At 62.7% G+C, this 18,361-nt stretch carries 15 protein-coding genes; 13 read left to right on the top strand and 2 right to left on the bottom strand.

All coding sequences use genetic code 11. The annotated features are described in order from the left end of the window. Positions 1–55: 55 nt before the first annotated feature. Complete coding sequence (locus ACGYLO_RS00785; RefSeq protein ID WP_271688788.1) at positions 56–1,633, bottom strand: DUF5928 domain-containing protein; 1,578 nt, start codon at positions 1,631–1,633, stop codon at positions 56–58. A 170-nt stretch (positions 1,634–1,803) separates the two neighbouring features. On the opposite strand from ACGYLO_RS00785, the gene ACGYLO_RS00780 reads away from it, so the two are divergent. The 5 genes from ACGYLO_RS00780 (at position 1,804) to ACGYLO_RS00760 (ending at position 7,464) form a co-directional block, all read left to right on the top strand. Beyond that, entirely contained in the window at positions 1,804–2,622 is an 819-nt protein-coding gene (locus ACGYLO_RS00780; protein ID WP_209218525.1) for a sulfotransferase family protein, read from the top strand. A gap of 47 nt (positions 2,623–2,669) precedes the next feature. Continuing rightward, positions 2,670–3,158: an SsrA-binding protein SmpB gene (gene smpB / locus ACGYLO_RS00775; RefSeq protein ID WP_209218524.1), complete on the top strand. Its 489-nt coding sequence runs from the start codon at positions 2,670–2,672 to the stop codon at positions 3,156–3,158. A gap of 320 nt (positions 3,159–3,478) precedes the next feature. Next, the gene (gene sseA / locus ACGYLO_RS00770) at positions 3,479–4,333 is read left to right on the top strand and encodes a 3-mercaptopyruvate sulfurtransferase (protein WP_067266820.1); all 855 of its coding nucleotides are present in this window, start codon (positions 3,479–3,481) and stop codon (positions 4,331–4,333) included. Positions 4,334–4,366: 33 nt separating this feature from the next. Continuing rightward, complete coding sequence (locus ACGYLO_RS00765; RefSeq protein ID WP_067266822.1) at positions 4,367–5,548, top strand: amino acid aminotransferase; 1,182 nt, start codon at positions 4,367–4,369, stop codon at positions 5,546–5,548. A 191-nt stretch (positions 5,549–5,739) separates the two neighbouring features. Continuing rightward, positions 5,740–7,464, top strand: coding sequence for a histidine kinase N-terminal 7TM domain-containing protein (locus tag ACGYLO_RS00760; RefSeq protein ID WP_276154389.1), 1,725 nt, complete (start codon positions 5,740–5,742; stop codon positions 7,462–7,464). 59 nt (positions 7,465–7,523) lie between these two features. Here ACGYLO_RS00760 and ACGYLO_RS00755 read toward each other — a convergent pair whose 3' ends face one another. Next, positions 7,524–8,831, bottom strand: a complete 1,308-nt coding sequence (locus ACGYLO_RS00755; protein ID WP_271688790.1) for an ammonium transporter — start codon at positions 8,829–8,831, stop codon at positions 7,524–7,526. 271 nt (positions 8,832–9,102) lie between these two features. Here ACGYLO_RS00755 and ACGYLO_RS00750 point away from each other — a divergent pair, with 271 nt between their 5' ends. The 8 genes from ACGYLO_RS00750 to ACGYLO_RS00715 all read left to right on the top strand — a co-directional run bounded on the left by ACGYLO_RS00750 (position 9,103) and on the right by ACGYLO_RS00715 (position 18,202). After that, complete coding sequence (locus ACGYLO_RS00750) at positions 9,103–11,352, top strand: transglycosylase domain-containing protein (RefSeq protein ID WP_271688791.1); 2,250 nt, start codon at positions 9,103–9,105, stop codon at positions 11,350–11,352. A gap of 112 nt (positions 11,353–11,464) precedes the next feature. Then, a complete protein-coding gene (locus ACGYLO_RS00745; RefSeq protein ID WP_271688792.1) occupies positions 11,465–13,201 on the top strand; it encodes a type I secretion system permease/ATPase in 1,737 nt (578 codons plus the stop codon). Beyond that, positions 13,198–14,508: an HlyD family type I secretion periplasmic adaptor subunit gene (locus ACGYLO_RS00740; protein ID WP_271688793.1), complete on the top strand. Its 1,311-nt coding sequence runs from the start codon at positions 13,198–13,200 to the stop codon at positions 14,506–14,508. The genes ACGYLO_RS00745 and ACGYLO_RS00740 overlap by 4 nt, the downstream gene beginning before the upstream one ends. An 84-nt stretch (positions 14,509–14,592) precedes the next feature. After that, positions 14,593–15,051 (top strand): RidA family protein, encoded by a 459-nt coding sequence (locus tag ACGYLO_RS00735; RefSeq protein ID WP_271688794.1) that lies wholly within the window; start codon positions 14,593–14,595, stop codon positions 15,049–15,051. After that, entirely contained in the window at positions 15,048–15,803 is a 756-nt protein-coding gene (locus ACGYLO_RS00730) for a glycerophosphodiester phosphodiesterase family protein (protein ID WP_271688795.1), read from the top strand. Before ACGYLO_RS00735 ends, ACGYLO_RS00730 begins: the two co-directional genes overlap by 4 nt. A 48-nt stretch (positions 15,804–15,851) precedes the next feature. Then, complete coding sequence (locus ACGYLO_RS00725; protein ID WP_271688796.1) at positions 15,852–17,039, top strand: GNAT family N-acetyltransferase; 1,188 nt, start codon at positions 15,852–15,854, stop codon at positions 17,037–17,039. After that, positions 17,036–17,344 carry a 4a-hydroxytetrahydrobiopterin dehydratase gene (locus tag ACGYLO_RS00720; protein WP_209218515.1) on the top strand — a complete coding sequence of 103 codons (309 nt, stop codon included), beginning with the start codon at positions 17,036–17,038 and terminating at the stop codon, positions 17,342–17,344. The genes ACGYLO_RS00725 and ACGYLO_RS00720 overlap by 4 nt, the downstream gene beginning before the upstream one ends. A 12-nt stretch (positions 17,345–17,356) precedes the next feature. Next, positions 17,357–18,202 carry a mechanosensitive ion channel family protein gene (locus ACGYLO_RS00715; protein ID WP_067266837.1) on the top strand — a complete coding sequence of 282 codons (846 nt, stop codon included), beginning with the start codon at positions 17,357–17,359 and terminating at the stop codon, positions 18,200–18,202. The last annotated feature ends 159 nt before the right edge of the window (positions 18,203–18,361 follow it).

Here is an 18,361-nt window from a genome sequence, read left to right as displayed (position 1 = left end):
TCTTGGTTCAACGCTTGGCGCGGGGGGCTGTTCCGGACGGTAGGGGCGGGCGGCGCTAATCTGCGAAGAGGCCTGCGGGCTGGACGATCGCGCGGGCCTCGCCTTCGGTCAGCTTGAGGAAGTGGGCGAGGGCTGCGGCGTTGGTTTCGGGGTTGGCGTATTCGGAGAGGCGGCTGTAGTTTGCGAATTGGGCATCGCGGATTTGGTCGACCTCATGCAGCATGTTCCCGCGGATCGTAGGGAGCAGGCGGGACAGGTTTTCTTGCGATGTTTGCGCGCCGCTCAGGCCGATGCGCCGGGCGTGGCCGCTGAGATAGGCGTCGGTCAGTTTGCATTCGACTTCGAGCATGCGCACCTGCGCGCGGTCCGAGGCGAAATCGCGCAGCAGGTCAAGGTTCGACGTGTCGATGCAGACGATCAGCCGCGTGCTGTCGTAGTAGTCGTAGAGCATCCGCATCAGGGCGCGGCGGTGGCGGGTGCGTTTTTCCAGCGTGGTTTGAATGCCGCCGAGGTCGGGCAGAGGGGTGTCTTCTTCGTTGAAGAGGAAATCCACCGCCGGGAGGCCGGTTTGCTGGCGTATCCGTCCCACGAGCCGTTTTGCCACATGCCATTTCTTGGCGATGATGATCAGCAGTTCACGTTCGCGGCCAAGGCTGGATTCCCTCTCCCAAAAGCGGGGGGCGAAGCGGCGGCCAATGCGGCCCCGCGCGGTGAGGAATTCGAACAGGTTGCGGCCTTCGTCGCTGATCTGGAAAGGCACCCCTTGGGCGGCATAGAGCAGGCCGAGGCGGCGTTTGAGGTCCAGTGCCTCGGGGCTGATTTTGCGGGCGAAGAGGTGGTTCTGGCCGAGCAGCAGGTCATAGTGGTCATTGTAGAAGGTGACCGGCATGCCGTAGTCGGAAAACAGCAGAAAGGTCAGGCTGCGGTTGGCGATTTCACCTTCGGGGACGAGGTGGCGCACGAGGGTTTGAAAGAAGGTCTCATCTGGGATCCAAGTGCTGCGGAAAAAGCGGATGACATCGGGGCGTTCGTGGCTGAATGCCATCAGCGCCTCCACGGTGCGGCGGCGCAGGCACCACCATTGGCTGCCGATCTGCACCTGAAGGTCGGCAGGGATCTTGCGGGTCAGGCCGAGACGCTTTTGCGCCTCGAACATTGCGTAGAAGCGTTTGCGTTGTGTGCGTTCGTTGAACCAATGGCGATAGATCAGCCGCTCTTCTTTCCAGCCGGTCTTGATCCAATCGCTTTCGAAGTAATCCACGCTTTCGATGAAGTCGGTGTCATTCTCATCGAGGAACCGATGCGCGTATTCGGCGGATTTGATCGCCATGCAATCGCCAGAGAGCAGGTAGAAATGCGTGGCGCGCGGGAAGGCTTCCATCGCGGCGGTAAGCGTGTCGAGCGTGGCTTGCACCAGTGACCATTCGCCCCAGCCGCAGCGGATGCGTTTGCGCGGGAAGGCGACGTTGGGGTTGTCGCGCAGGGCCGCGGTGACCTGGGCGTAGTCTTCGGCGCTGGCGGAGGCGTCGAAATGGATCGCCATGTAATCGCCCACGGCGGTCAGCCGCTCGGCTTGCCGGATGATGGCCTCCGGATCCTTGTGGCACAGCAGGATATAGGCAATTTTCGCCATGCAGGATACCGAATGTCCTTGTCGCGGCCCGCTTGCATCGGCCTTTTGTCGTGGATCACCTTTCTAGTTAATCCTGAAGACCGATTGAATAAACAGCATTTCTTTGCTTTTTTGCACCGAGGTCTGACTGTTGCTTAAAACAGCCAGCGCCAGCAGGAGGCAGGACGCGCATGGGTTTTCCCGGAACATGGATGACGGAAAGTGAGAGCATGGTGTACCGCGTGGTGCCAAAATGCGCCTGTTCGACCATCGGCCAGATCATGTATTATTCCGATCATGGCGAATTTTTTGACGGCGACATCCATGATGCCAAATCAGGCATTCATAAATGGGCCTTGGATGGGTCGCAGGGGCCGATCACCGAGAATGTGACGGCGCGCAAGTCCTATGCCTTTACCTGCGTGCGCAACCCTTACACGCGAATCCTGTCGTCTTTCTTTGACAAGATTTGCGGCATTCAGCGCAACGGGCGGCGCTATCGCGGCAATCTGGTGCCGCTGCTGGTGCAGAAATACGGGATCGACGTGGGCGGTGAGGACGGCAAGGAGGAGTTCGACCAGATCGCGAGCTTCCGGCGGTTCCTGCTGTTTGCCCGCGATACCATTCGTTGGCGGCGGCCAATGGACCCGGACATTCATTGGTCGGCGGTCTCGGGCCATGTCAGCACCTTTATCGTCAATGGCGGCACCTACGACCAGATCTTCTGGACCGAGCGGTTCAACGATGGGATGCAGCAGGTGCTTGATGCCGTGGACACGCCGCACCCTGTCGATCTGGCGGCGATCCCGCGCTTTAACGAGAGTGAGGGCCATGGGCCCAAGCGGGCGCATCCGGTCGAGGATTACTTTGACGATCTGTCGATGCATCTGATGCGCGAGATCTACAAACGCGACTTCGATCTGTTCAAATATGACTTTGACAACCCCGGCAATAAGCACCCCCTGGGGGAGATCGATTTGGATGAGGTGCACGCCAAACTCGGTGACTGAGCGGCAGCATCTTGCACCGGGGCGGGGGGCGCTCTACATGCTTTGGCATGTCACAGGTCAAATCCAGTTCCAAATCCGATCCGAATTACAAGGTGATCGCCGAAAACCGCCGCGCGCGGTTTGATTACGCGATCGAAGAAGACATCGAATGCGGTATTATCCTTGAGGGATCCGAGGTGAAATCCCTACGCGAAGGCGGGGCGAATATTGCCGAGAGTTACGCTGCCGTAGAGGATGGCGAACTGTGGTTGGTGAACTCCTATGTGGCGCCCTACAAGCAGGCCAAGACCTTTCAGCATGAAGAACGGCGCCGGCGCAAACTGCTGGTCAGCCGCAAGGAATTGGCCGATCTGTGGAACGCGACGCAGCGCAAGGGCATGACGCTGGTGCCCTTGGTGATGTATTTCAACCATCGCGGCATGGCGAAGATCAAGATCGGCGTGGCCAAGGGTAAGAAGCTGCATGACAAGCGCGAGACGGCGGCCAAGCGCGATTGGTCGCGGCAGAAGCAGCGGTTGCTGAAAGATCACGGGTAGGTTTCGCTTCGACCGAGATTACCACCGGCCCGGAATGAAGCCGCAGGCGCCGGGCCATCGCCTGCCCGCCCGTCTCGCCAAAGGCGTGCCAGATTATACTAGGCGCACCTTTGGTGCGACCGGGTAGGCGATTTGGCGAGGCTGGGCGTGACCTCGTGAGCGCACATCGAAGCTGAACCATAAAGTGGCATGTGGCACCGTCACATCGCCCACCCGCGGGCAGGCGATGGTCCTCAGCACGCCTCACCGCCCCCCTTCCACTTGCCAGCATCCCCCGCCGGTTATAGGCATGGGCAACGCCCGCGACGAAGGAGGCCCCCATGGCCGACGATCCCAAGACATTGGTTTCAACCGATTGGTTGGCTCAGCATCTGAAAGACCCGGACCTGCGCATCCTTGATGCCTCGTGGTATCTGCCCGACGCCGGGCGCGATCCGAAGGCGGAGTATGACGCCGCGCACATCCCCGGCGCGCGCTTTTTCGACATCGACGATATCTCGGACGCGCGTTCGGACCTGCCGCATATGGCCCCGCCGATCGAGAAATTCATGTCGCGGCTGCGCGCCATGGGCGTGGGTGACGGGCATCAGGTGGTGGTCTATGACGGCGCGGGGCTGATGTCCGCCGCGCGGGTCTGGTGGCTGTTCCGCCTGATGGGGCAGGAAAATGTCGCCGTTCTGGATGGCGGGTTGCCGAAATGGCAGGCCGAGGGGCGCGAGACCGAAGACATGCCCCCCGTGCCGCGCGACCGCCATATGACCGTGCGCTTCCAGAACCAATTGGTGCGCGATGTGACACAGGTGGCCCATGCCTCCAAACTCGGCGATCCGCAGATCGTCGACGCCCGTGCCGCAGCACGTTTCCGCGGCGATGCGCCTGAACCGCGCGAGGGGCTGCGCGCAGGCCATATTCCCGGCGCGCGTAACGTGCCCTTCACCGAATTGCTCAACGACGACAAGACGATGAAAACCCCCGAAGAGACCCGCGCCATTTTCGAGGCGGCGGGCGTGGACCTGTCGAAACCCGTCATCACCTCCTGCGGCTCGGGCATCACCGCCGCCGTGCTGGCGCTGGCGCTGGAGCGGCTGGGCCACCGCAAATGGTCGCTCTACGATGGCTCATGGGCGGAATGGGGAATGTTCCCCACCGTGCCCGTGGCCACTGGCGCGGCTTAATCCTTTACCGTTACCTTCCAACCGGAGAACCCAATGTTCGAGACGCTCAAGGCGCAACCCGCCGATAAGATCCTCGCCCTTGTACAGGCCTACCGCGAAGACCCGCGCGACACGAAGATCGACCTCGGCGTCGGTGTCTACAAAGACGCCAGCGGCAACACCCCGGTGATGCGCGCCGTCAAAGCCGCGGAGCAGCGCATCTGGGAAAACCAAGACACCAAGGTCTACACCGGTCTGGCTGGCGATCCGACCTATACCAATGCGATGGCTGCGCTCGTTCTGGGCGATGCCGTGCCGCGCGGCGCGATTGCCGCTGCCGCCACCCCCGGTGGCACCGGTGCCGTGCGTCAGGCCTTTGAACTGGTGCGTATGGCCAACCCCGAAGCGCGCGTTTTCGTTTCTGATCCGACATGGCCGAACCACCTGTCGATCCTGTCCTATCTGGGCATGGAAGTGGTGAACTACCGCTATTTCGACAGCGCGACCGGCGGCGTGAACTTCGACGGCATGATCGAAGACCTCAAGACCGCCAAGAAAGGCGATGTGGTCCTGCTGCACGGCTGCTGCCACAACCCCACGGGCGCGAACCTCAACAGCGCGGAGTGGGACGCGGTGATCGAAGTGCTGCAAAGCACCGGCGCCGTGCCGATGATCGACATCGCCTATCAGGGCTTTGGCGACGGGTTGGAGGCGGATGCCGCTGCGACGCGCAAAGTGGCCGCCTCGGTGCCGGAATGCCTGATCGCGGCAAGCTGCTCTAAGAACTTCGGCATCTACCGCGAACGGACCGGCATTCTGATGCTGGTGGCCGCCGAGGCGGCGCAGGGGCTGAACCAAGCCACTTTGGCCTTCCTCAACCGCCAGAACTACAGCTTCCCGCCCGATCACGGCGCGCGGATCGTGTCGACCATCCTGACCGATGATGAGCTCAAGGCCGATTGGATGGCCGAGCTTGAGGATGTTCGCAACGCCATGCTGGGTCTGCGTGAGCAACTGGCGGGTGAGTTGCAGAAACTTTCCGGGTCGGACCGCTTTGGCTTCCTCGCCCAGCACCGGGGCATGTTCTCGCGGCTTGGCACCACGCCGGATAAGGTCGACGCGCTGCGTGAGAAACATGGCATCTATATGGTCGGCGACAGCCGTATGAACATTGCCGGGCTGAATCAAAACAGCGTGCCGATCCTCGCCCGTGCGATCATCGACGTCGGTATCTAATCGCGCTCCGGGCCGCGCATGTCGCGGCCCGGTCAGCCTTCGATTGTTGCGGAACAATCGCCCTATGCCTCTATTCTGGCCTCTTTTAATCAAAACTTGGTCGAAATGGCATGTTTGGATAGCTTGAGTGAAAACTCAGGGTCGGGCCAATTTTAGAATCATTCTTACAGTGCATCCGCTTGGATGTGAGCTTGCCAGCGGTAGAGCTGGTGATCGTGACAGCCACGCTTGTCACCGTGTTGGGCTATTGGGTGCGTGGGCACAGCAGCCTACCCGGTAAACATTGGTTTTTGCTGGCCATTCTGGCCATGGACCTCTGGCTTCTGTCGGTCGGGGTCGAGCTTTCCGCCACCTCTGCCGCCTGCGCCTTTGGGGTCAGCCGTTGGGCGTGGATCGGCTTTGTGCTGCTGCCGACCTTCTGGGCTTTTTTCCTCTATGAATATGCGCTTGGGGCCAAGGTGCCGCGATGGCTCGTGCCGCTTTGCGCGGGGCTTGCGCCTGCGCTGATCACCCTCGCCGCGGTGACGAGCGGCTGGCATGAGACATTCTATGGCCCCGAAACCAAGTGGTTGCTGAGCGCAGAGGGGGCCTATGTCCAATCCGACCACGGCCCGCTGTTCTTCATCGCGATCACCTATCTTTACATGGTCATCATGGCGGCGGCGGTCGTGGCGGGGCGGGCGGTGCGTTCGGCCAACCCCGCAGTGCGCAGCTTTTTCCTCAAGCTTTTTGCCGCGACGCTGATCCCCATGGTGGCCAATCTGGCCTATATCTTGGGCGGCATCACCCTGTTCAATACCGATCCGACGCCTTTCTCATTCGCGCTTTCGCTGACGCTGGTGGTCTGGCTGGTGGCCGATAATCGCTGGATCGACGTGAACGCAATCGCGCGCGAGCTGTTGTTCTACAACAGCACCGATCCGGTTTTCGTGGTCGACCCGAGCGGCGCTGCGATTGAGACCAATCCAGCCGCCGCCGACCTCTTGCGCCGGGAGGCCGATCCCGAGGCCCCGCTGAGCGCCTTTGGGGAGTTGGGGCCGATCATCCGCTATCTCGCGGCCCATGGCGGCCTACCCGATGTGACCGATATCCAACTGGGTCACCGCCATTTCGCCGTGCGCGCCCATGCGATTTCTCTGGGGGCGGGGCAAAAACAGGTGGGCTGGGCCGTGGCGCTTTTGGATGTGACCGTGCAAAAGATCGCCGCCGAAAAGGCCATCGCCGCCGAGCAGATGCAGGCGCAGTTCCTCGCCACGGTCAGCCATGAGCTGCGCACCCCGCTGACGGTCATTAACGGCGCGCTTGGCCTGTTGTCGCAGGGCGGGGCCAAGGTGAGCGATGCGCAAAAGGCGCGTCTGCTGGCAAAGGCCGCAGGTAGCTCCGAGACGCTGACGACCTTGGTCAATGATCTGATCGACACCCAAAGCCTCAGCAGTGCCGAGTTCAGCATCGACCTGCAGCCTGCCGCTCTCGCCCCGCTGGTGCAAAAGGCCGTGGTCCGGGCGGAGAGCCTGCAACCGGAGAAGGATATACGCTTCCGTTGCGAGATGCCCGAGGCGGTGCTGACGGTCCAAGCCGATGCAGAGCGGTTGGGGCAGGTCTTTGGCAACGTGCTGTCGAACGCGGTGAAATTCTCTGCCCCGGGCGGGCAGGTGGAGGTTAGCCTTCAGCAGTCCGAAGGCATGGCGCATGTGCAGGTCAGCGACAGCGGCTGTGGCATCCCGCCGGGCGCGGAAGAGCAGGTCTTTGCGCCCTTTTCGCAGGTCGATGGCTCCGACACCAAGGTCGCCTATGGCAGCGGTCTGGGGATGCATATCACCCGGCAGATTCTGGACCGACACGGCGGCAGCATCCGCTATGTCAGCGCCCCGGGTGTCGGCACGACCTTTACCATTTCTTTACCTCTAGTGGCCTAACGCAAACCGCCCGGCCATTGCGGGCCGGGCGGTCGATTGTTTGGCGATGTCGCCGGGGCTTAGCCCTTGGCGAACTCGGGGTAGGCTTCCATGCCCAGTTCGGACATGTCCAGACCGGTGATCTCGGCCTCTTCGCTGACACGGATGCCACCGGCGGTTTTAAGGATCAGCCAGACGACGAAGCTGACGATGAAGACAAAGAGGCCAACCGCGGCGAAGCCGATGATCTGTGTGACGAAGGATGTGCCTTCGGTATAGACCGGCACGACCAGCGTGCCCCAGAAACCGGCGATCAGGTGAACCGGGATCGCGCCGACCACATCGTCGATCTTGAACTTGTCGAGCATCGGCACGGTCAGCACCACGATGACACCGCCCACGGCACCGATCCAAAGCGCACCAAACAGCGTCGGGTCAAGCGGCCCTGCAGTGATCGAGACGAGACCGGCCAGCGCGCCGTTCAGCACCATGGTCAGGTCGACTTTCTTGTACATCACCTGCGTCAGGATCAGCGCGGCGACGGCACCGGCAGCAGCGGCCATGTTGGTGTTTGCAAAGATCTGCGCCACGGCGTCCACGTCTTCGATGGTGCCCATGGCAAGCTGCGACGCACCGTTAAAGCCGAACCAGCCCATCCACAGGATGAACGTGCCCAAAGTGGCGAGGGCAAGGTTGGAACCCGGCATCGGCACAACGCGGCCATCCTTGCCGTATTTACCCAAACGCGGCCCCAGGACGATGGCCCCGGCGAGGGCGGCAAAGCCACCAGCGGCGTGCACGAGGGTCGAGCCGGCGAAGTCGCTGAAGCCCATGGCGGAAAGGAAACCGCCGCCCCACTGCCAGGACGCTTCGATCGGGTAGATGAAGCCGGTCAGCACGACCACGAAGATCAGGAAGGGCCACAGCTTGATCCGCTCGGCCAGTGCACCCGACACGATGGAGGCGGTGGTGGCGCAGAACATCAGCTGAAAGAAGAAGTCGGAGGCGTTGGAATAGCCGCCTGCGTCGATCTCGGTCTTGATATCCTTGGTCGCGAAGGTGCCAAAGACGCCTTCCATGATCCAATTGCCGTCACCGGGATACATGATGTTGTAGCCCACCAGCCAATACATGACCGCGGCAAGCGCAAAGAGGCCCATGTTCTTGGTCAGCTGCGTGGTGACGTTCTTGGAACGCACCAGCCCCGCTTCCAGCATGGCGAAACCCGCCGCCATCCAGAAGACGAGGAAACCGCCGATCAGGAAAAGCAGGGTGTTGAAGATGAAGGTCGTATCCGCCAGCGTCGCGTATTCCGCGTCCTGTGCCAGCGCCAGCCCGGGCAGGGCGCTGACCGCCGCTGCGAGGGGAAGTATTAAGATGGGTTTCATATGGTCGTTTCCTGTCTGCGGGTCCGAATGCGTGCTTACCGAAGCGGGCGGCTGCCCGTGCAGCATGAGAAAACCGGATATCGGGCGCTCTTGGACAGGTTTGCCTGCCATACTTGCGCCATTGCGTGGCAGTGCCGCCTAAAAAGCGGGCGCAGGCTGGAATCTGCCTATAAATTAATCAGACATTTGACGACGATTGGACCTTGCAGCGCTAAACAAACCGCTGCAGTCAGGCTAAAGTGGCGAAAAATAGGGCCGAGCAGGCGATATTATGACCGACAAGAACAAGCGCAAACGCCCTTTGGTGGCCGACAAGCGGTATCCCGGGAAGGCCAAACCCAAGGCCAAGACCGCAGCGCGGGGCAAACCGGCCACGCGCAAGGCCGCGCCCGCCCGCCGCAAAGCCGCCCGTCCCAAACGCCCCCGGCGCGGCGGTATCCTTGGCTTTTTTGCGGGGGTGGCCCGTTGGATTTGGCGGCTGATCTGGACCATCACATGGCGGGTGAGCCTTGTGGTCTTCCTCGTCCTCGCCTTGGCCGTTGGCTATATCTACACCACGATCCCGCCCCTCGAAGCGTTGTTGGATGGCCGCGCGCGCGGGTCTGTCACTATGCTTGACCGTGAGGGAGAGGTCTTTGCATGGCGCGGCGATCAGTTCGGCGGCGTGGTTTCAGCGGAATCGGTCTCTAGACATCTGAGAAACGCGGTCATCGCCACCGAGGATAAGCGATTCTATCGCCATCTGGGCGTCAGCCCGCGGGGCATCGCCTCGGCTGTGCGCATCAACCTGAGCGAGGGGCGCGGGCCGCTTTCCGGCCACGGCGGTTCGACCATCACCCAGCAGACAGCCAAACTGCTTTGTCTGGGCGAGCCCTATGACCCCAGCAGCGGCATGACGGAAAAGGAATATGAGGCGGAATGCCGTCGTTCGTCCTTGGGTCGCAAGGCCAAGGAAGCGCTCTTTGCCATCGCGATGGAGTTGAAATACACCAAGAACGACATCCTCTCGATCTACCTTAACCGCGCCTATATGGGCGGCGGTGCCTTTGGGGCGGAGGCCGCGGCGCAGCGGTTCTTCGGCAAGCCCGCAGCGGCCCTCTCGCCCGCCGAAGGCGCGATGCTGGCCGGTCTTTTGACCGCGCCCACGACGCTTTCGCCCACCAACAATCTGGACCGGTCGCAAAGCCGCGCCGCCACGGTGATCCGCCTGATGGAAGAGCAGGGCTATCTCTCTGCCGCCGAGGCTGATGAGGCCATCGCCAACCCCGCGCAACTGTCCGAGGCGGCAGAGGCCGAGGCGGGCGGTTATTTCGCCGACTGGGTCATGTCCTCGGGGCCCGAATTCTTTACCCGCAACACCACCGAAGATGTGATCATCAAGACCACCCTCGATCAGCGCATCCAGCGCGCAGCCGAGGAAGGTTTGAAATGGGTGTTCGAGAATAAGGTCCGCGAAGGCTCCAAGGCGCAGGCGGCGATCGTGGTGATGTCTTCTGATGGCGCGGTGCGTGCGCTTGTGGGCGGGCGCAAGACCAAGGTCGCGGGCGCCTTCAATCGCGCCACGCAGGCGATGCGTCAGACCGGCTCGGCCTTCAAACCCTTCATCTATGCCGCGGCGCTCGATCTGGGCTATTCGCCCGATGACATCATCGTGGATGAGCCCTATTGCCTGAACATACCCGGCTCGGGACAATGGTGCCCCAAGAACTACACCAAGAGTTTCAAGGGGCCGGTGACCCTGACCGAGGCGCTGAAAAGCTCGCTGAACATTCCGGCGGTGAAAGTCTCGGAAAGCGTGGGCCGCGAAACGGTGAGTTCGGTCGCCACGCAGTTCGGCATCAAAAGCGATCTGGCCGCTGGTCCGGCGCTGGCGCTTGGCGCATCAGAGAGCACCCTGCTTGAAATGACCGGCGCCTATGCCGGTATCCTCAACGGCGGCTCATCGGTGACGCCCTATGGGTTGGTCGACCTGCGCCTTCTGGGCGAGACGGAGCCGCTGATGGGCACCGGCGGCGGCATCAACGAACGTGTGATCCAAGAAGATGCCGCACGCCAGTTGGTCTATATGATGGAAAAGGTGATCTCTGAAGGGACCGGCCAGCGCGCCAAGTTTGGCGGGCGGCAATTGGCGGGCAAGACCGGCACCACCTCGGCCAACAAAGATGCCTGGTTCGTGGGCTTCTCGGCGGATTATGTGGCCGGGGTCTGGATGGGCTATGACGACAACACGCCGCTCACCGGGGTCACGGGCGGGGGCCTGCCCGCAGAGATCTGGCGCGAAACCATGAGCCGCGTGCATGAGGGGATGCCCCTCAAGGAGTTACCGATGCAGGCGCCCGCCCCGCCCAGCAACCTGAGCGAGGCACAGCCCGAACCGCAGCCACAGCCGCAACCCCAAGGCGGTGGCAACCAAGGCGGCGGCGCGGACAATGTGATCGACAGGGTTCTGCGCGATATCTTTGGCGGCGGCAGCAGCGGCAGCGGGGCCAGCGCGCCCGCGCCGAACTTCCTCGACCGCTGAGGCGGTCGGGGGCGGGCCGAAAAATCAATAGCATTGGGTTGTTAAACTCAGTATCAATTCCCCAAAGGCGGGAAGGTGCTGCGCGCGTGGCGGGCAGCGTTGAAGGGGTTTGATGCAAAGCGATGTGGTGAACAGGGGGCTGTCCGAGCTGCGTCGCGTGCGCAGGCGCAGCCGCGGGCTTTATTGGGCGGTGGCCTTGTTCAGCCTTTTTGCCAATATGCTCATGCTCACCGGCCCGCTCTATATGTTGCAGGTCTATGACCGCGTGCTCGGCTCAGGGTCAGAGGAAACGCTGATCGCCCTCTCGGTTCTCGTCGTCTTTCTCTATGCGGTGATGGGGCTTTTGGATTACACGCGCGGTCGGATCATGGCGCGGGTGGGGGCGCGGTTTCAATCCGATCTCGACCGGCGGGTGTTCGACGCGGTGGTGCGCAAATCCGCCGTGGCCCCGGATGTGAAAACCAACGCGGGCCTTGCCGATCTCGAAGCCGTGCAGCGCCTCATGACCTCCCCGGTGCTGATGGCCGCCTTTGACGCGCCATGGACGCCGATCTTCTTTGCCGCGATCTTTCTGTTCCACCCGATGTTGGGCTGGCTGGCCTTGGGCGGTGCCGCCGTGCTGGTGGCAATCGCGGTGGCCAATCAAATGCTGTCGCGCGAAAGCCAAGCCCGGGCTGGCATCTCGGGGCAGGCGGCGGATGCCATGTCGGGCCAGATCAGGGTCGAGGCCGAGATGGTGCAGGCCATGGGGATGCGCGATGCCGCCTTTACCCGCTGGCAGCAGGCCCGGGGGCAGACGCTGGCGCAGCAGGTGAAATCGACCGACGTGGGCGGCACCTTTACCGCGATGACCAAGACGCTGCGGCTGTTTCTGCAATCCGCCATGCTGGGCCTCGGCGCTTGGCTGGTCTTGAAAAACCAGATGACGCCGGGCGCGATGATCGCAGGCTCGATCCTCTTGGGCCGGGCGCTGGCGCCGGTGGAACTGGCGTTGAACCAATGGCCGGTCGTGCAGCGGGGCCGGGCCGGTTGGGCCAATTTGGCGCAGCTTCTGGGGGCGGTGGGGGAGGAGCCCGCGCGCACTGCCCTACCACAGCCTAAGGCAAAACTCGCCGCAAAAGCGCTGACCGTCGTGGCGCCGGGTGAGAAACAGGCGGCGCTCAAGTCGATCAACTTCACCGTTGAGCCGGGGCAGGCGGTTGGCGTGATCGGCCCCTCGGGGGCGGGGAAATCGACCTTGGCCCGCACGCTCACCGGGGTTTGGCCGCCTGCGGGCGGGTCTATCCGCCTCGACGGGGCCGCGCTGGAGCATTACGGGAGCGAGACCTTGGGGCGGCATATCGGATATCTGCCGCAGCGCGTTCAGTTGTTCGACGGCACCATTGCCGAAAATATCGCCCGCCTCTCCCCCAATCCTGACGACGCCAAAGTGGTCAAGGCGGCCAAGATGGCGGCGGCCCATGAGATGATTCTCGAATTCCCGCAAGGCTATGACACGCCCATCCGCGCGGGGCAGGTGCGGCTTTCAGGCGGGCAGATGCAGCGGATCGGGCTGGCGCGTGCGCTTTATGATGACCCGGTGATCGTTGTGCTGGATGAGCCGAACTCGAACCTCGACAATACCGGCTCTCAGGCGCTGAACCACGCGATCCGACAGATGAAGGCCAGCGGGCGGTCCGTGCTGATCATGGCGCATCGTCCGGCGGCCATTCAGGAATGCGACACGCTGCTGGTGCTGGATAACGGCATGCGCAAAGCCTTTGGCCCCAAGGATGAGGTGCTGGCCGGGATGGTGCAAAACCACCGCGAGATTCAGAAAGCGCCCGCGCGCTCGGGAGGCGTGGTATGAACGCCCGCGAGGACAAGCGCTGGTCGGCGAGGCGGCCCCTGATCCTTGGGTTCATCGGGCTGCTCCTGCTCTTCGGCGGTTTCGGCACATGGGCGGTGACCAGCCAAATCGCCGGGGCGGTCGTGGCCTCGGGCCGGATCGAAGTCGACCGCAACCGGCAGATCGTCCAGCATGAGACCGGCGGTGTCGTGGCCGACATCCTTGTGGATGAGGGCGACAGCGTCGCTGCCGGGGATGTGCTGCTGCGGCTGGATGCGGAGCAGTTGACCTCGCAATTGGCCATCGTCGAGGGGCAGCTTTACGAGCTTATGGCTCGGCGTGGGCGGCTCGAAGCGCAGCGCGATGAGGTCGAGACGGTCACATTTGACGAAGAGTTGCTGACCGCCGGGGCGACGAACCCTGACGTGCAGGAATTGGTGGACGGGCAGCGCAACCTCTTTGACGCGCGCCGCGTCAGCGTGGCGCAAGAGCTTGAGCAATTGGGCAAACGCCGGGCGCAGATCAACGCGCAAATCCGCGGGGTCGACGCGCAGGAGGCCGCGCTTTCGCGGCAGTTGGAGTTGATCGAAGAGGAATTGGCCAACCAGCAATCGCTGCTGGACCGGGGCCTGACGCAGGCCTCCGCCGTGCTGACCCTCATGCGCGAACAGGCCCGCCTGCGCGGCCAGATCGGAGAGCTGTCGGCGCAAAAGGCGCAGTCGCAAGAGCGGGTGACAGAGATCGACATCGAACGGCTCAAACTGCGCTCCGCCGGGCGGGAAGAGGCGATCACTCAACTGCGCGATCTACGCTACCGTGAGTTGGAGATGGCCGAGCAGCGCCGCGCGCTTAGGGCCGAGATCGACCGCCTTGATATCCGCGCGCCGGTGTCGGGGGTGATCTATGGCATGCAGGTGCAAACCCCGCGTTCCGTCGTCCGCGCGGCGGAGCCGCTGATGTATCTCGTCCCGCAGGACCGTCCGCTGATCATCGCCTCGCAGGTGCAGACCATTCACATTGATCAGGTCGCCGTGGGCCAAGAGGTGAACCTGCGTCTTTCGGCGCTGAACCAGCGCACCACGCCGGAACTGGTGGGCAAGGTCCTTCAGGTCTCTGCCGACTCCATCGAGGATGACGCCACCGGTCAGAGCTATTACCGGGCCGAGATCGCGCTGAACCCCGGTGAGACGGATAAGCTGGAGGAGGGCACCATTCTCCTCCCCGGCATGCCGGTCGAGGCCTTTATCCGCACCGGGGAGCGCTCTCCCATGGCCTATTTGCTGAAACCGATGGCCGACTATTTCGCCCGCGCCTTCCGCGAAAGCTGAGGCGGGGCAGGTGGCAAAGGGGCTTTCCCTTGGCGCGGCGGGCGGTTAGCGTCCGCCCAGAACCGCAACCAAAGGAAGCCCGTCATGTCCCTGACCGCCCGCCTTGCCGAACTCGGCATCACCCTGCCCGACGCGCCCGCACCCGCCGCGAACTACGTGCCCTTCGTGGTCACCGGCAATACCGTCTATGTCTCGGGCCAGATCTCCAACGGGCCGGATGGGTTGATCACCGGGCGTTTGGGCGCTGATATGGATGTCGACGCCGGTGCCGCCGCCGCGCGCAGCTGTGCGCTGAGCCTTCTGGCGCAGGTCCGCGCCGCCTGTGATGGCGATCTGGACCGGCTCAAGCGTGTGGTGAAATTGACCGGCTTCGTGAACTCCACCGCCGATTTCACCGACCAGCCCAAGGTGATCAACGGCGCCTCCGATTTCATGGTCGAGGCGTTGGGCGATGCGGGCCGTCACGCCCGCTCGGCGGTCTCTGCCGCGTCGCTGCCGCTGGGTGTCGCCGTCGAAATCGAAGGCATCTTTGAGATCGAATGACCCTTCCTGCCGCCTTTTTGAACATTCCGCTGGCGCATCGCGCGCTGCATGACCTTGCCGCCGGACGGCCCGAAAACAGCCGCGCCGCCGTGTGCGCGGCTGTCGATGCGGGGCTAGGCATCGAGATCGACCTGCAACTCAGCGCCGATGGCAAGCCGATGGTGTTCCACGATTACGGGTTGGAGCGGCTGACGGAAGAGCAGGGCGCGGTTCGGCTGCGCGACGCAAGTGCCCTTGCCACGATCCCGCTGAAGGGTGGTGATGAGGGGATTCCGACGCTTGAGGACATCCTCGACCTCGTTGCCGGGCGCGTGCCGCTCTTGGTGGAGTTCAAGGATCAGGACGGTGCCATGGGGCCGGATGTCGGTGCGCTTGAGGCCGCCGCGGCGGAACTGCTTGGCCGCTACCGGGGTGATCTGGCGGTCATGTCCTTCAACCCGCATTCGGTGCGCGCGCTGGCCCGGCTTTTGCCCGAGGTGCCGCGCGGCCTGACCACCAGCGCCTATCGCCCCGATGAATGGCCGCTGCCCGAAGCGACCTGTGACCGGCTGCGCGAAATTCCCGATTACGCCGACAGCGGATCCTGTTTCATCAGCCATGAGGCGGACGATCTGAACCGCCCCCGCGTGGCGGAACTGAAAGCAGAAGGGGCGGCGGTGCTCTGCTGGACGATCCGCAGTCAAGCGGAGGAAGAGATCGCGCGTCAGGTGGCGCAGAACGTGACCTTTGAGGATTATCTGCCGCGCCCTTGATCTGCGAGGCCGAGGCCACACATAGGACGCAAGGCAGGCAAGGCTCAGATGAACGCGCAGGAAATCGAGATTACCGTGGTGCCGGAATTGGCGCAGATCGGCCAAGAGGATTGGGACGCCTGCGCCTGTCCCGAGGCCGCGGATGGGGGCCGTCCGCGCGACCCTTTCACCACCTATCGCTTCCTTTCGGCGCTTGAGCGCAGCGGCTCGGTCGGCCCCGGCACCGGTTGGCAGCCGCAGTATCTGGTGGCGCGGATCGCAGGCCAAGTGATCGCCGTCGCGCCGATGTATGCCAAATCCCACAGCCAAGGCGAATATATCTTCGATCACAACTGGGCCCATGCCTATGAGCGCGCGGGCGGGCGCTATTACCCGAAACTTCAGATCGCGGTGCCGCATACCCCCGCCACCGGGCGGCGTTTTCTGATGCGGCCCGGGTTCGAAGAGGCGGGCACCGCCGCGCTGGTTCAAGGCGCGGTGCAGTTGACCGACAACAACGCGCTGTCGTCGCTGCATGTGACCTTTTGCACCGAGGGCGAAGTCGCGCGGGCCGAAGAACTCGGCTTGATGAGCCGCAAGAGCCAGCAGTTCCATTGGCACAAACGCGACTATGCGGATTTCGACGGGTTCCTCGCCAGCCTGTCCTCGCGCAAGCGCAAGAACATCCGCAAGGAACGCGCGCAGGCGCAGGACTTCGGCGGCAAGATCCATACCTTCACCGGCGACCAGATCGAGCCGGAACATTGGGATGCCTTCTGGCAGTTCTACCAAGACACCGGCGCGCGGAAATGGGGCTCACCCTATCTCACGCGGGAATTCTTTGACCATGCGCAGGAAAATCTGCGCGACGATATCGCATTGGTGCTGGCCGAACGTGACGGGCGTTGGGTGGCCGGGGCGCTCAACTTCATCGGGCGCGAGACGCTCTTTGGCCGCTACTGGGGCTGCACCGAACACCACCCCTTTTTGCATTTCGAACTGTGCTATTATCGCGCCATGGATTTCGCCATTGCCCATGGGCTTGCCCGTGTCGAGGCGGGCGCGCAGGGCGAGCACAAGCTCGCGCGGGGCTATCTGCCTTCGCCCACATGGTCGCTGCATTGGATGCGCGACCCGGGCTTTGCCGCCGCCGTGGGGGAGTATTTGCAGGCCGAACGCGACGCCGTGGACGAAGAGATCAGCGTGCTGACCGACTACGGACCTTTCAAAAAGACGACGATCGAGGAACAAGAATGACCGAAAGATTGAGTATCGAAACCCGCAAGACCCTCCTTCAGCCGCTGTTCAACACGGGCTGGGAGATGGTGGAAGGCCGGGATGCGATCCACAAGACCTTCAAGTTCAGTGATTTCGTGGATGCCATTGGCTGGATGACAAGGGTAGCAATCTGGGCGGAAAAATGGAATCACCATCCGGAATGGAGCAACGTTTACAACCGGGTGGAGGTAACGTTGATCACCCATGATGTGGATGGGCTCAGCTCGCTCGACGCGAAGCTGGCGCGTAAGATGGATGGTCTCTTTGGGGCCGGCAAAGACTGACGGAGAGACCGGATGCAAGATTTGTTTGAAACCGAGTTGTGGCAGGGCAAGACAGTTGCCGATCTGCTGACGCTGGAGTTCTTGGCCAGCGCGGCGGGGTCGGTGATCGCCGCGATTGCCATTTTGCTGCTGGGCTGGGTCATCTCCAGTTGGCTGCAACACCGGGTCGAGAATCTGGGCAAACGGCATAAGCATCTCGATGAGATGCTGTTCGAATTTCTCGCTTCCATCGTGCGCTATGTGGTGCTGGGTTTCACCGTTCTCTTTGTGCTCAATACCTTCGGGGTCAAGACGACATCGGTCGTGGCGGTCATTGGTGCCGCGGGTCTGGCGATTGGTCTGGCCCTGCAAGGCACCCTGTCGAACGTGGCCGCGGGCGTCATGCTGATCCTGTTCCGCCCTATCAAGATCGGCGATTTCGTTGTGATCGCGGGCGAGATGGGGACGATCAAACAGATCAACCTGAACTACACGGTTCTCGCCGATCTCAGCAACGTGCAGGTCATCGTGCCGAACTCCGAGGTTTGGGGCAATGTGATCACCAACTATTCCGTCAACCCGACGCGCCGGGCGGAGTGGACCTTTGGCGTGGGCTATGGCGCGAACCTCAAGACCGCCGAGGATATCATCCGCAGCACAATCATGTCGGATGAGCGCGCGCATACGGATCCCGAGCCCTTCATTCAGGTGAACAACCTCAACGATAGTTCGGTGGATTTCCTTGTGCGGGTCTGGTGCAGCGCGGACGATTACTTTGCCTTCAAGGCCGATATGACCCGCAAGGTCAAAGAGGCGCTGGATGAGGGCGGGGTGGATATCCCCTTCCCCACGCGCACAATCGTTCAGGCGGCGGAGTAAGGCGGCTGAAGGGCGTTGCCTGCTGAAACGAAGGGCATCGCCCTCCCTGGGGGGCGATGAGGGGCTCGCTGTATGGCGGGCCGGTTCACCCTAAATTGAGGTTCCGTCTGCCAGACCCTTGCAAAATCGCCCTCCGGGGGGAGGGAGGGCGATGCCCGG

It is taken from the genome of Sulfitobacter sp. 1A13353, from assembly GCF_043557255.1.
In the GTDB taxonomy this organism is placed as follows: Bacteria; Pseudomonadota; Alphaproteobacteria; order Rhodobacterales; family Rhodobacteraceae; genus Sulfitobacter; species Sulfitobacter faviae.
Note: the sequence above shows the minus strand (reverse complement) of the source record. Positions and strands in the feature narration are given on the sequence as shown.

Coding starts and splice junctions, on each gene's coding strand:
- ACGYLO_RS00785 (WP_271688788.1), bottom strand. CDS start 1,633: ATGGCGAAAATTGCCTATATCCTGCTGTGCCACAAGGATCCGGAGGCC.
- ACGYLO_RS00780 (WP_209218525.1), top strand. CDS start 1,804: ATGGGTTTTCCCGGAACATGGATGACGGAAAGTGAGAGCATGGTGTAC.
- smpB (WP_209218524.1), top strand. CDS start 2,670: ATGTCACAGGTCAAATCCAGTTCCAAATCCGATCCGAATTACAAGGTG.
- sseA (WP_067266820.1), top strand. CDS start 3,479: ATGGCCGACGATCCCAAGACATTGGTTTCAACCGATTGGTTGGCTCAG.
- ACGYLO_RS00765 (WP_067266822.1), top strand. CDS start 4,367: ATGTTCGAGACGCTCAAGGCGCAACCCGCCGATAAGATCCTCGCCCTT.
- ACGYLO_RS00755 (WP_271688790.1), bottom strand. CDS start 8,831: ATGAAACCCATCTTAATACTTCCCCTCGCAGCGGCGGTCAGCGCCCTG.
- ACGYLO_RS00750 (WP_271688791.1), top strand. CDS start 9,103: ATGACCGACAAGAACAAGCGCAAACGCCCTTTGGTGGCCGACAAGCGG.
- ACGYLO_RS00745 (WP_271688792.1), top strand. CDS start 11,465: ATGCAAAGCGATGTGGTGAACAGGGGGCTGTCCGAGCTGCGTCGCGTG.
- ACGYLO_RS00740 (WP_271688793.1), top strand. CDS start 13,198: ATGAACGCCCGCGAGGACAAGCGCTGGTCGGCGAGGCGGCCCCTGATC.
- ACGYLO_RS00735 (WP_271688794.1), top strand. CDS start 14,593: ATGTCCCTGACCGCCCGCCTTGCCGAACTCGGCATCACCCTGCCCGAC.
- ACGYLO_RS00730 (WP_271688795.1), top strand. CDS start 15,048: ATGACCCTTCCTGCCGCCTTTTTGAACATTCCGCTGGCGCATCGCGCG.
- ACGYLO_RS00725 (WP_271688796.1), top strand. CDS start 15,852: ATGAACGCGCAGGAAATCGAGATTACCGTGGTGCCGGAATTGGCGCAG.
- ACGYLO_RS00720 (WP_209218515.1), top strand. CDS start 17,036: ATGACCGAAAGATTGAGTATCGAAACCCGCAAGACCCTCCTTCAGCCG.
- ACGYLO_RS00715 (WP_067266837.1), top strand. CDS start 17,357: ATGCAAGATTTGTTTGAAACCGAGTTGTGGCAGGGCAAGACAGTTGCC.